General features: G+C 66.8%; 9 protein-coding genes and 3 pseudogenes. 7 read left to right on the forward strand and 5 right to left on the reverse strand.

All coding sequences use genetic code 11. The features are described 5' to 3' along the window. Positions 1-293: 293 nt before the first annotated feature. From J0695_RS30040 to J0695_RS30050, 3 genes and pseudogenes are all read left to right on the forward strand, one after another. Positions 294-1,043 (forward strand): annotated as a pseudogene (locus J0695_RS30040) (aminotransferase class I/II-fold pyridoxal phosphate-dependent enzyme); the annotation flags it as partial. Positions 1,044-1,157: 114 nt separating this feature from the next. Then, positions 1,158-2,318, forward strand: coding sequence for a pyridoxal phosphate-dependent aminotransferase (locus J0695_RS30045; RefSeq protein WP_206967316.1), 1,161 nt, complete (start codon positions 1,158-1,160; stop codon positions 2,316-2,318). Between the two features lie 39 nt (positions 2,319-2,357). Continuing rightward, a pseudogene (locus J0695_RS30050) lies at positions 2,358-2,643 on the forward strand (site-specific integrase); the annotation flags it as partial. Positions 2,644-4,162: 1,519 nt separating this feature from the next. Here the strand turns inward: J0695_RS30050 and J0695_RS30055 are convergent. From J0695_RS30055 to J0695_RS30070, 4 genes are all read right to left on the reverse strand, one after another. Beyond that, the gene (locus J0695_RS30055) at positions 4,163-7,417 is read right to left on the reverse strand and encodes an RHS repeat-associated core domain-containing protein (RefSeq protein WP_307798807.1); all 3,255 of its coding nucleotides are present in this window, start codon (positions 7,415-7,417) and stop codon (positions 4,163-4,165) included. A gap of 408 nt (positions 7,418-7,825) precedes the next feature. Then, the gene (locus J0695_RS30060; RefSeq protein ID WP_206967319.1) at positions 7,826-8,662 is read right to left on the reverse strand and encodes a protein kinase domain-containing protein; all 837 of its coding nucleotides are present in this window, start codon (positions 8,660-8,662) and stop codon (positions 7,826-7,828) included. A gap of 72 nt (positions 8,663-8,734) precedes the next feature. Further along, on the reverse strand, positions 8,735-9,175 hold the full coding sequence (locus tag J0695_RS30065; protein ID WP_206967321.1) for a UCP032817 domain-containing protein: 441 nt from the start codon (positions 9,173-9,175) through the stop codon (positions 8,735-8,737). Positions 9,176-9,352: 177 nt separating this feature from the next. Then, entirely contained in the window at positions 9,353-9,592 is a 240-nt protein-coding gene (locus J0695_RS30070; protein ID WP_206967323.1) for a DUF7848 domain-containing protein, read from the reverse strand. A gap of 352 nt (positions 9,593-9,944) precedes the next feature. Here J0695_RS30070 and J0695_RS30075 point away from each other — a divergent pair, with 352 nt between their 5' ends. The 4 genes from J0695_RS30075 to J0695_RS30090 are packed head-to-tail and all read left to right on the forward strand — an operon-like array spanning position 9,945 to position 11,906. Beyond that, positions 9,945-10,364: a hypothetical protein gene (locus J0695_RS30075; RefSeq protein WP_206967324.1), complete on the forward strand. Its 420-nt coding sequence runs from the start codon at positions 9,945-9,947 to the stop codon at positions 10,362-10,364. Then, a complete protein-coding gene (locus tag J0695_RS30080) occupies positions 10,324-10,845 on the forward strand; it encodes a DUF6879 family protein (RefSeq protein WP_206967326.1) in 522 nt (173 codons plus the stop codon). The genes J0695_RS30075 and J0695_RS30080 overlap by 41 nt, the downstream gene beginning before the upstream one ends. A 7-nt stretch (positions 10,846-10,852) precedes the next feature. After that, positions 10,853-11,707 (forward strand): helix-turn-helix domain-containing protein, encoded by an 855-nt coding sequence (locus J0695_RS30085; RefSeq protein ID WP_206967328.1) that lies wholly within the window; start codon positions 10,853-10,855, stop codon positions 11,705-11,707. Between the two features lie 13 nt (positions 11,708-11,720). Next, complete coding sequence (locus J0695_RS30090; protein WP_206967331.1) at positions 11,721-11,906, forward strand: DUF397 domain-containing protein; 186 nt, start codon at positions 11,721-11,723, stop codon at positions 11,904-11,906. A 16-nt stretch (positions 11,907-11,922) separates the two neighbouring features. On the opposite strand, the pseudogene J0695_RS44250 reads toward J0695_RS30090, so the two are convergent. Continuing rightward, a pseudogene (locus J0695_RS44250) lies at positions 11,923-12,530 on the reverse strand (mobilization protein); the annotation flags it as partial.

Consider the following 12,530-nt stretch of genomic DNA (forward strand, 5'->3'; position numbering starts at 1 on the left):
CGTCGCCGACCCACCAGCCGGCGCCGCTCGCACCGGAGGCGGATCCGCTGCGGGACATCCGCCCCCTGCGCACGACACCCTTCGCCTCCCGCCGCTGCGTGCTGACACTGGCCAGCACGATGAGGAACACGACCACGCCGACAATCACGATGATGAAAGCTGGCATCGCCCCCACCGTCCTTTCGTCCCCCGAAGCGGGGTCCCCCGCTCCTGCGCTCCTTGCGTGGAAGGGGGATGCCCCTGCCCCCGTGCGCCCAAAGCAGAGTTGAGCAACTCCAGAGGTTCGGCGCAGGATGGCCGCCATGACGCGCCCTCTGCTCAACCGCCGCCTCGCCGAATTCGGTACGACGATCTTCGCCGAGATGTCCGCACTTGCCCTCTCCACCGGTTCGATCAACCTCGGCCAGGGCTTCCCCGACACGGACGGCCCCGAAGAGATCCGGGAGGCCGCCGTACGGGCGCTGCGCGACGGCCGCGGCAACCAGTACCCCCCGGGCCCCGGCGTCCCCGAGCTCCGCACCGCGATCGCCGACCACCAGCAGAGCCGTTACGCACTGACCTTCGACCCCGACACCGAGGTCCTGGTCACCGCGGGCGCCACGGAGGCCATCGCCGCGTCCCTCCTCGCCCTGGTGGAGCCCGGCGACGAGGTGATCGCCCTGGAGCCGTACTACGACTCCTACGCGGCCTGCATCGCCATGGCGGGCGGCACCCGCGTCCCGGTGACGCTCCGCCCGCGCGACGGTTCGTACCACCTGGACCTGGACGAGCTCCGCGACGCGATCACCGACCGCACGCGCCTCATCCTCCTCAGCACCCCCCACAACCCCACCGGCACCGTCCTCACCCGCGACGAGCTGTCGGCGATCGCCACCCTCGCGGTCGAGCGCGACCTCCTCGTCATCACCGACGAGGTCTACGAACACCTCACCTTCGACGGCGCCGAACACATCCCCCTCGCCTCCTTCCCCGGCATGCGCGACCGCACGGTCACCATCTCCTCGGCGGGCAAGACCTACTCCTTCACCGGCTGGAAGGTCGGCTGAGTCAACCCCTTTTCGACTACCTATTCAGCGACCCGCGCATGATCCGGCCTTCCTGCGTCCGACAGGATGGGCGCGGACGATCTGCGTCACGCGCGAGGAGATGGTGGGGACATGAGCGAAAGGCCACTGCTGAACCGCAGGCTGGACGGATTCGGCACGACGATCTTCGCGGAGATGTCGGCACTGGCGGTGAAGACGGGCGCGATCAACCTCGGCCAGGGCTTCCCGGACACCGACGGCCCCGAGGAGATCCGCGAGGCAGCGGTCCGAGCTCTGCGCGATGGCAAGGGCAACCAGTACCCGCCCGGCCCCGGCATCCCCGAACTGCGTATGGCTGTCACCGAGCACCAGCAGCGCTTCTACGGCCTGACCTTCGACCCCGACACCGAGGTCCTGGTCACCGCGGGCGCCACGGAGGCCATCGCCGCCACGATGCTCGCACTCCTGGAGCCGGGCGACGAGGTCATCGCTTTCGAGCCGTACTACGACTCGTACGCGGCCTGCATCAGCATGGCCGGCGCCACCCGCGTCCCCCTGACACTCCGCGCCCCCGACTTCCGCCCAGACCTCGACGCCCTCCGCGATGCCATCACCCCCCACACTCGCCTGCTGCTGCTCAACTCCCCGCACAACCCGACGGGCATGGTGCTGACCCGGGATGAGCTGACAGCAATCGCCGAGCTAGCCGTCGAGCGAGACCTGATCGTGGTGACAGACGAGGTGTACGAGCACCTGGTCTTCGAGGGCGAGCACATCCCGCTCATCTCCCTGCCAGGGATGCGAGACCGCACTGTCTCGATCTCTTCTGCCGGGAAGACCTTCTCGTTCACGGGATGGAAGGTTGGTTGGGTTACGGCTGCCGCGCCCCTGGTGACAGCCATCCGTACGGCCAAGCAGTTCCTGACCTATGTCTCGGCGGGCCCGTTCCAGTACGCAGTCGCCGAGGCCCTGCGCCTGCCGGACAGCTACTTCATCGGGTTTCGCGACGAACTGGGCGTCAAGCGCGACCTGCTCGCAGGTGGGCTCACGGACGCGGGCTTCGAGGTCTACCGCCCCCAGGGGACGTACTTCGTCACCACGGATGTCGCCGCACTCGGCGAGAAGGACGCCCTCGCCTTCTGCCGATCACTCCCCGAGCGATGCGGCGTCGTGGCCGTACCCAACTCGGTCTTCTACGACGATCCCAAACCAGGCCGGACACAGGTCCGCTTCGCCTTCTGCAAACGCGAGAGCGTACTGCGCGAGGCGGTGGCTCGGCTCGGCCAGCTCTGAACTCGCTGCCCCATCGTCCACCCGCCTGCAGCTCACGGCGAATCCGGCAAGGTCTTCACCCCGGAGGACGGCTCGTGGCTCCCCCGGAGACCGTCTCCGATACCTTCCGCCGGAACCTGGCGACCACCGATCTGCCGCCCATCACCCTCCGCGATCTGCGCCACGTCACGGCAACGCTCACGCACAGGGGGGCGGCGACCTCCGCGCCGTGAAGGAGACGCTGCGGCACTCCACGATCGTGCTCACCTCGGACACGTACATGAGCCTGCTGCCCAAACACGACCGGGAGGTCTCCGGGAAGGCCACGAACCTCGTGCCCAGGGCCCTTCCGTCCGCCGCCGCCGTCCACGGGGATACCGGCACATCCGCTCACACATCGCTCCACAACCAACGGATTAAAAGTCCTGGTGATCTTCTGCCGGGCGGTCCGGACAGCCTTCGACTGTCCGGACTTGCCTGGTCAGAGACGCGTGCCTTGGTGCCCCATCCGGCTCAGGACGGCCTCTGCCGCACCGTCCGCTCACGCATCGCTCACGCATCAGCGCTCCCCAGACGCGCCGACGCCATCACGGCGTTCGTCCGAGAGCTCGAAGTCAGGGCTTCTACCCAGTTCTGCGCTTTTCGCGGATTCCTTTGAGCAACTGCTGCACTGCTACGAGCGCAAGGAACAGGAGAATCCACAAGGGGAGCATGGTCTCTGCCCACAGCAGGGCGAACACCACCGATATGGCACAGAGTGCGAGCGCGATCAAGGGCCACTTGATGCGGTCAGCGCCCTTCCACGGTCCATCCAATTCGATCGGTTTCCTCTCGTACGCATCGGGCGGCATGTACGTCGGTCACGCAGCCGGCAGTACGGTCAGAACTACTCCGCCGATAGCTCCAACGACCGCCCACGCGGCACAGGACTTGAGTGAATCCGAGAGCGATCCCCCGGTCACACTCTCCCCCACGGCGCCCCCGGCACAGCCTCCAGCGGCACCGCCGACGATGGGCCCGCCCACAAGGGTTCCCACAGTGGCGGCAGCAACTGAAGCTCCAGCCGTGAGGAGCGTTCCCCTCAAGTCGAAAATGCTCAACCTGTTCCTGACCGCATGATCAACGACTTTGCCGGGGCCCTGCACTGACACCGCAGGCGCTGCGGTGGTGAGGGCGAGAGCTCTGTGGCCCCAACGCCTGAGCGTTGCGGCCACAGAGGGTGTCGTCTTATTACTGACGTCGTTTCGTCCGTCTCATTAACGTGATGATGCCGAGCAGGACTGCCACGCCTATGAGAATGAATCCCGCTATTCTCACGGCGTTAACCACATCGGCGTCGACCACTATAGCGATGACAACCGCCGCGATCACCAGGGCGACAATGGCCCCAGAAATGGCGATTGGCATTCTGGAAGCCGGGCTCATTCGTTGAAAGCCGTCGTGAGGCTTTTGTACGCGTTTGCTCCCTCTACAAGGGCCGCACCGCCAGAGGCAACGCCGGCAACGCACCCAGCCCCTATGGACGGGCCACAGGTCGCGCCGATAGCCAAGACGGCATTACCGTTTACGCGATCACGCATTTCTCTCACTGTCCTTCGTACACGAGGTACCCTTTGGCGGCAGCGCCGGCCGCCGCTCCTCCAAACGCACCGACCGCATACGTTCACACGGCGATTTCAGCCCTGCTCATTTTCGGAGTCGGCCGAGGAGAAAAGCCAACCCACCAAGCGCTATGACCGCCAGCCCCACAGCGATCAGGACGACGCCTGCTCGTTCCCCAGTCCCTCTAGCGATCCCGATGCCGATAGCGATCAGCGCAAGCAGAACTCCGCCTGCAATGATTTGCCTTGTGCGTCCGGCACCCATTAGAAGGCTTTCGTGAAGAACTCGTATGATGCTCCTACAGAGGCGATCGTGGTCCCTCCAGCTACGATTGCGGGCGCGCAACCGATAATGGTTACGCACGCCGGGGCAGCGGCGACAGTCGCGATTCCGGAACCCACAGCCACGACGGCAATCCCGACACCACCGAGGAAGGCGCCTACCGAGAACAGACCGTTCGGGTCGATGCGGTTGACGGGGTCGCCTTCGGCGTAGAGGTAGGGGTTGGTTTCTTGGCCGCTGGGGTCGGGTGTGGTGAAGCGGGCGAGGTTGGGGTCGTAGTAGCGGGCGCCCATTTTGTAGAGGCCGGTGGGGTCGAGGTAGGCGCCTGTGTAGCGGTTGGGCTGGGGGGTTTGTTCGGTCGTGGTGCGTGGCTGGCCGGCGGGGGTGTACGTGTAGGTGTGGGTGCGGGTTCCTGTGGAGTCGACGAGGCCCATCACGTTGCCGGTGGCGTCGGTGAGGTAGTAGTAGCTTTTCCCGTCCCTCGTCATGGAGTTGAGGGTTCCCGCCGGTTCGCGGATGAATCCGGTGTCGGTGTCGCCGGTAGTGGCGGCGGCCAGTCCGGTTTGGGTCTGGTGGAACCAGGTGTCGCCGATCCGGGTGCGTTCGGTGTTGGTGGTGTCCGCGTTCTCCACCGGGTAGGCCGTGCCTCCGGCGGTGAGGCTGGTGAGCTGGCCGAAGTCGTTCCAGGATTCCGCGGTGCGGGAGGTTCCTGCGGCGGGGGTGGCGGCGGTTTCGTTGCCGTCTGCGTCGTAGGACCACCCGGTCGTGGAGGTGTTCTTCGAGGTGAGCTGGCCGGGGTCGTTGTAGCCGTAGGCGGTGGTGCCGGGGCAGGCGGTGGTCGTGGTGGAGGTGGAGGTCATGTTGCCTGCCGCGTCGAAGCAGTAGAGCCACGAACCGGACGCCGCGCCGGTGCTGTTGGTGTCCTTGGCGAGGGTCAGGCGACCGGTGCTGTCGTAGCTGTAGGTGCTCTTGCGGTGGGTGGCGTCGCGGTTGTCGGTGCGGGTGTAGATCTTGACGCCGTTCTTGTCGGCGGTGGCTCCGCTGGGCCGGTAGGTGTACGTGTAGGCCAGGTCGGTCAGGGTGCCCTGCGGGGAGGTCGCCTTGATGGTTTTGGGTTTGCCGTCGGCGTCCAGGGTGACGTTCTGGATGGTGTTGCCGGGGTACGTGGTGCGGGTGCGGCCGTCGTTGTTGTCGTAGCCGTAGGTGGTGCTCTGACCGTCGGGGGCCTTGAGGGCGGTGAGGCGGTCGGCGTCGTCCCACGTGTAGTCGGTAGTGCCCGCGGGGTCCTGGTAGGCGTCGACGTTGCCGTCCGCGGTGTAGGTCAGCACGGACTGGGAGTCGTCCTGCAGGGTGCGGACGGTTTCGCGGCCGAGTCCGTCGTAGGCGTGGGTGACCGTGCCGCTCTGGTCGGTGCGGGCGGTGAGGTTGCCGTCCAGGTCGTAGGTGTAGGTGACGGTCAGGGCGCCGGTGGTGACCTTGCGGACCTGGTCCAGGTTGTCGTAGCTGTAGGTCGAGGTGACGCCCCGGCCGTCGGTGACCGTCTTGGGGCGTCCCAGCCCGTCATAGGTGGCCGTCGTCGCTATCTGCGGGGCCGGTGGCGCGCTCTTGGTCAGGTTGCCCTGGTCGTCGTAGGTGAACTGGGTGACCTTGCCCCGGGCGTCCTTGACGGTGCAGCGCTGCCCCACGAACCCGCCGCAGGTGGGTGTCGCCGGGTTGTACGTCGAGCTGGTGGTGCCCCCGCCCGTGCCGGCGACGGCGACCGAGGTGGTGTTGCCCACCGCGTCGTAGCCGTACGTGGACTTGGTGTTGTCGGGGGTGGTGAACGTGCCGGGGACATCCATGCCGGCCTTGGTCAGCCACGGTGTGATCGAGGCCAGCGCCCCGCTGGGCAGCTTGGCGGAGGTCGGGTTGTTGCGGCTGTCCCAGCCATAGGTCGTCACATTGCCGGACGTGGTCCCGACGCCGAGGGCGTCGATTGCGGTCTGGGTCAGGTGGCGGGTGTAGGTCTTGGCGCGGGAGTGGGTCAGCGGGTCGATGACCTTGGTGACCTCGCCGTCCGCGTTGTGGTCATAGGTGGTGGTCTTCTCCAGCGGGTCCGTGGCCCTGGTCGTGCCGGCTGCGGTCGGGGTGGTCGCGGAGTAGGCCAGGGTCCAGGTGGGTTCGCCGCCCCCGGAGCCGCCCTCCTCGGCGAACTGCTTGTAGGAGGTGACGCGGTTCTGACCGTCGTAGCCGAACAGGATCGCCCGGCCCTCGGACGTGGTGATCTTCTCCAGGCGGCCGTCGGCGTCCCAGTTGTACTTCGTGCCGTTGCCCTCGGCGTCCGTGGTCTGATCGATCCGACCCTCCCCGTCGAGGTGGTAGCCCACGGTCCGCCCGCTGCTGTCCTGGGCGCTCCAGTGGGCGGCATCCTGCCGCTCCAGGGTGATGGAGCGGCCCGAGGCGTCGTCGGTGACCTTGATGCCGGTGACCGCGTTCTCGGCGTCCCGGTCGCGCTCCACAGTCTGGTGGTTGCCGTTGCGGTCCGCGATGCGGGTGAGGTTGCCGTACTCGTCGTAGGTGTCCTTGGACCCCGACTTGCGGTCGGTGAGCGTGTACGTGCCGTCGGCGTTCTTCTTCAGGTCCAGCGAGTAGCCGGTCGGCGTGGTGAAGGTGCCGTCAGTGTTCTTCTTGAACGAGACCCTCGCCCCGGACTTGTCGTAGAGATCGACGGAGGCGGTCGGCTCGGTGTCGAGGTAGCGCTCGTAGCCCAGCCACCAGGCGTGCGACACCGCACCCCAGGGGGCATCGAGCGAGTTGTAGGTCCGCGTCCACGTCAGGTTCCCCGCCACTCCGGCGGTGTCGAAATCAGTGGCCGCGACCAGGAGATTGCCGGTCGAGTAATCCACCTTCACCGCCACCGACTTCGACAGCCGCAACCCGTGGTACTGGTGCCACGGCACCTCGCCCTGCCCCTGCGGGGCTGTCCCGGCCGCCAACGCCGAACGGGCCTGCGCCTGACTGGCGGTGGACGAGCTGGAGGGGCGCTGCCTTTGGCGGGCATGCCATGCCTGGAGGTCCGCACTCTGAGCAGCGGCCCGCTGGGACGGTGCGGCGGTGTTGCTGCCGCCCTGCAGCGGCGGCAGCGGTAAGTCGGTCTTCTTGCCCCACTGCGAGCCCGCCACAACTGAATCGGCGGGTAAGGCGAGAGCGGGCAGCGCCGCCCCGGCCAGGGCGGCTACGACCACAGCCGACACCACGGAAAAGCGGATACGGGGTCTCGCACGTCTTCTGGGCATGCCGGATGAAGAGGTGTGCACAACTTCCCCCCAGGGAATAGTGAATCCGAAGGCCACACCGGCCTCCGAAGTCCCACACATTCACACGCACATCCGAAAATGACGCGGCCATTCCCCCTAACTCACAACTCATAGCGGCTGGTTCACGCCAGAATCTGGTCGCCATGACAGGCCCCCGACCGTGGGCACCTGCCGCCCTCGCAGGCCAGGGCCGGAAAACAGGTGACGCAAACCCACTGGCCGGAATACATCCCTCCATGCACGGTAGCCGGGGTGGGTGCTGTTGCCAGTCCGTGGAGCTCCTGGTCGTACTTCGGGTCGCATGCTTCGTGGTCCGACCAGTCGGGAGATTCCTTTCGCCGCTGTTGATCAGTTCAGGGCCTTAACTACTTCGTCGATGCTGGGTCGTTTTTCGATGTCGTACGCGAGCATGCCGTTGATCAACACTCCAAGTGGTCCTGCCATGTTCACGGGGCGGTGGGTGGCGTTCACGATGGCCTTCCTCTGCTGCGGGCGTGAGGCATCGTCCGGGTATGCGACTGCTCGCCAGCCTGTTGCGGAGATGAAGAGGGAAGCCCCCAGCGCGTAGACGTCAGCCGCCGGGGTGGGTTCCGCCACACCACGTTCGAGGATGCTGCGGGAGATCTCTGGTGCTTCGTAGTGGACGAGGCATCCGCGGTAGGGAAAGTCGTAGCTCGGCGGTACGGGCTGTCCGTGTGCCAGTGCCAGGTCGATCAGGTGTGTGCGGTCGGGGCCGATGATGAAGTGGGCGGGCTGGACGTCTCCGTGGGACCAGCCCTGGGCGTGGAGCCGGGCCAGGGCCTTGGCGCAGGACAGGGCAACGCTCACGTGCGGCTCGATCGCGGAGCCGTCGGCCCGGCATGGTTCCCAGAGTCCGTAGAGGTCGGGACCTTCGTGCCAGGGCTGGATGTTCCAGGTGCCCAGCTCCCATTCGCCGTAGGCGATGTCGTCGAGGTCCAGCCGGTGGAACACGGCGCCCTCACGGGCGGGTGCGAGGGCGGTCCACGGCTGGGCCGGCCACTCAGGGGTCGGTGCGATGGGGTATCCGAGTTTCACCGCGTATCTGCGGGTCTCGGTCTCCACATCCCATACCGCGGAGCCTCGCCGGTTCAGGATCCGCCGCTGGGAGATGGGCCTGAGGGCGTCCAGGATCACGAAGGGGAGTTCCGAGGTGGGGTCTGGCACGGGATGTGGTCCTTCGATGAGGGTGCGGCCGACGCTTTGTCAGGCGTCGGCCGCACGGTTTTCAGCTGGGGATTACGCCTGGCCGTACGGTCGGCCGCAGTCCGAGTCGCACTGTGCGGCGTTCGCACCGTTCACGGTCCAGTGCTCGTCCAGGACGAGGTACCCGGCCGCCTTCATTGCGTGGGCGGATGCGGTGACGTCCTCGACCTTGCGCGGGATGCCGGGACGCGCGTTGTGGTGCAGGAAGCGGCCCGCGTGTTCCGTGCAGAACGCGTGGTGGTCGGGCGTGTGGAGGATGAAGGCGTGCAGGCCCTCGTCGACGTCGTCGCTGGGCACCATGGGGACGGTCGCGACGGCGGCCGTGGCGACGAACGCAATCGCCTGATCCGTCACCTGCTCGGCGAAGCTCCGCTCGCGCCCCTTCTCGTGCATGACCATGCGCACGACGCTCTCGAAGAGATCTTCGGCGACCAGAGAGCGGCCCGTGCGGAGTTCGTTCACGGTTACTGACATGCGTGTGCCTCCAGGGTTGGGGGGGAGGCCCCGCCCGAGCGCCACGGGGGACACCGCTCAGGCGGGACCGGTCTCAGTGCCGCAGGGCGGCGGCGCCGGCCAGGAAGAGGCCGACAGAAGCGGCGATCATGAAGGGGAAGGCGTTGTCCGCGAGCCGGCCGAGTGGGATGCGCCGCTTCACGGCTGCATCCATGCCTTCCACGGTCTGGTGATGACCTCGGAGTACGTGAGGTGCATCGGGTTGCGGCCGGAGTGCACCAGGGCCCAGGTCTGGGGAGCCTCCCACTCACCGCTGTCGTCGGACTTCTCGCCGCACACCACGCACTTCATGGCGTGGGTCACGGGTTGTGAGTCAGGCTCGCGGTCGGGCTGCAGAGTCCATGTCTTGCGCTCGATGATCGTGTGAGGGCCGCTCATCCGATGTCACCAGCCTTACGTCGCTGCATCTGGGGCATCGGCAGGGAGGCCAGCTGCTGGTGGTTTCCGGGGTCTCGGCCGGCGCGACTTCTCGTTCGCGCCTCACCACCTGGTGATGCCCTCGGCCGTCCACTCGGTACACCGCGAGCGTCATCATGTGCGCTCCCCGTTCCATGCCCGGTTCGTTGCCTGTCATCGCGTGCTGCGATCTGCAACGAACGTAGCTGCGCCGGAACTCAACTCCCAAGGAACTTGCGCCAGTTTGCAGCACCTTCGTTGACGGGCTCAAACCGCGGGTCGACCATCGAGTTCTCGCGCAAGGTGGCGCAAGGCAGCAGACGGGAGAACGACCATGAAGCTACGGTTCCTTGGTAAGAACTCCAACGTGGGGGACTGCCCCACCCTCTATTCGACCGACCGGGACACCTATCTCGTTCAGGGATGGCAGATCTTCGCGAACGACCTGCTGATGCAACTCACCATCCCCGAGGGGCATACGGCGGTGGAGGTCCCGACGGAGCTCTTCGAGCACCTGACGAAAGACGATCTCCCCGCCGGGGAAATCAGGCGCATCGCCGATCCGATCATGATCCTCACCCCGGGCGGTACGTTCGTCGTCCAGGGCCCGGTGGTGACCGACTCCGAGGCTCTGGCGCAGATGGACATCCCGGACTACGAGACCGTGGTCGAGGTCCCCAAGGCCGCGATCAGAGCCCTACTGGAGGAGCCGCGTGGAGCTGATCTCCGGCGCCGAACGCAACCAGCTCTTTGAGAGCTTCGCGCAGGACGCCTTCCACCTGGAGCTGAGGGACGACTACTCCGTGCCCGACGAGGACGGCCCGTACGCGGACTGGCTTCGCGGAGTCGTCGACCACTCCTACATGGCGCCGTGGACGGACATGGTCAGGCGGGTCACCGGTGAGGGGAAGTCGGTGCGGCGCGTGCGGGTGGTGAGCGAGCCGCACACGCCGTACGTCCAATGGGAGTACGCCACCACAGCGGTCAACGCAGAGGCCGGCGAGGACATCCGGTGGCTTCCCCGCCACAACCTCCCAAAGCACCTGACGCTCCCCGTCGGTGGCAACGACTGGTGGCTGTTCGACGACAAGACCCTGGCCGTGGGGCACTTCGACCAGACAGGACGGGTACTGGGATCCGAGCTGATCGAGGACCCCTACATCGTGACGGAGTGCGCTCGCGTACGAGACCTCCTATGGACCGCTGCCACACCGCACCGCGAGTACAAGCCCTGATCCATCCGTGAGCAATCAAGCACAGGAGACGCGCGAGGCGCTGGGCGCCCGGCTGCGTAACTTCCGGCGAGACGCCGGATACGCCAGTGGCCGGGCGTTCGCCGGCGTACTCGGCTGGCACGAGTCGAAGGTCTCGCGCATCGAGCACGGCAAGCAGAACGCCAGCGAGGAAGACGTCAGGGCCTGGTGCGAAGCAACCAGCCAGGCGGAGCAGATCGACGACCTCGTTGCGACCCTGCGCCACATCGATGAGCTGTGGATGGAGTGGCGCCGACAGCTCCAGGCCGGAGCCGCCTCCCGGCAGAAGAAGGCTCTGCCGATCTACGCGCGGACCAAGGTGTTCCGGATCTGGCACCCCAACGCCATCTGGGGCACGTTCCAGACCGCCGACTACGCCGGCGAGATCTTCCGCCAGGCCGTCCGCTTCTACGAGTTCCCCAACGACACCGAAGCCGCGGTCGCCAAGCGCCTGGAGCGACAGAGGTACCTGTACGAAGGAATCCGGATCTACAACGTCCTCCTGGGAGAGCAGGCGCTGTACTCCAACGTCGGCGGCCCGGCGGTGATGAGATCGCAACTCGACCGGCTGATCGGGCTGATGGGGCTCGCCCGGGTGAGCGTGGGCATCGTCCCGAAGGCAGCGCCTGCGGACATATGGCTCGGCCATTCCTTCTCGATGTTCGACGACCGCCTCGTGCTCGTCGAGACCTTCTCCGCGGAGATGTCCGTCTCCCAGCCCAGAGAGGTCGAGCTGTACGCCAGAGCCTTCGCGCTCCTGCAGCAGTCGGCGGTCTACGGGGCCACCGCCCGGGAGCTCATCTCCGCCGCGACCGACCACTTCGACCGCATGCCCACTGACTAGGAGGCCGGCCGCCATGAAAGCCGAACCGAACTGGCACACCAGCTCCTACACGAGCACCGAGACCTGCGTCGAAGTGGCTGACAACGACCCGAAATCGATCATGATTCGGGATTCCAAGATTCGTGGCGGCAGGCATGTGAGTGTGAGCCCCGCGGCGTGGGCCGCGTTCGTGACGTTCAGCGTGGGTGCACACCGCTGAGCGACGCGCCGATCATCTACCGCGAGGGTCGGCTACGGGCTGGCGTGAGGAAAGGCGCGGACGGTTGCGGTGCAAGAGCCGGCCCAACCTCTGGCCGTGTGCTTGTCGTCGTGCGGCGGCGGGCGGCTTCGGCTCGGCGGTTGGGGGCGGGGTTACGGCTGGTGTGCTGAATGCGGCTGATGAGGACTCGGGCGGGTTGGCGGGCTGTGTGCAACTCCCGTTGCCCAGCAGCCTCCTTGAGGAGTTGGTGGGGTCGGTGCCCGCCCGCCTCGGCCTCGGCGAGGATCGTGGCGAGGGCCGGCCAGTTGGCATCGGCGAGGATCTGCTCGGCGTGCTCGGGAACGGCTGCCCGGACGTCGTGAGCCAGGGTGCGGCGTGCTTCCTGGTTCGGCTGGCGCCCCTCCAGCTCAGCGAGGATCGGGGCAAGAGCGTGGTCAGCGGCGGCCTGGAGGTGTTGAGCGGCCTGTCGGGCGGCGTCAGCCTGGTGGGCGTGGTTCTTCGCCTCGTGCCACCGTCCGGCAAGGATGACCGTCCAGACCATGGCTGCGACGAGGGCGGCAAGGGCGCTGCCATTGGGGCCGGTGGCGGTGTTGATGATGTCGCGGGCGGCGATCCGCACGGTGT

The organism is Streptomyces beijiangensis (genome assembly GCF_017315755.1).
In the GTDB taxonomy this organism is placed as follows: Bacteria; Actinomycetota; Actinomycetes; order Streptomycetales; family Streptomycetaceae; genus Streptomyces; species Streptomyces beijiangensis.

Coding starts and splice junctions, on each gene's coding strand:
- J0695_RS30045 (WP_206967316.1), top strand. CDS start 1,158: ATGAGCGAAAGGCCACTGCTGAACCGCAGGCTGGACGGATTCGGCACG.
- J0695_RS30075 (WP_206967324.1), top strand. CDS start 9,945: ATGAAGCTACGGTTCCTTGGTAAGAACTCCAACGTGGGGGACTGCCCC.
- J0695_RS30065 (WP_206967321.1), bottom strand. CDS start 9,175: ATGTCAGTAACCGTGAACGAACTCCGCACGGGCCGCTCTCTGGTCGCC.
- J0695_RS30070 (WP_206967323.1), bottom strand. CDS start 9,592: ATGAGCGGCCCTCACACGATCATCGAGCGCAAGACATGGACTCTGCAG.
- J0695_RS30090 (WP_206967331.1), top strand. CDS start 11,721: ATGAAAGCCGAACCGAACTGGCACACCAGCTCCTACACGAGCACCGAG.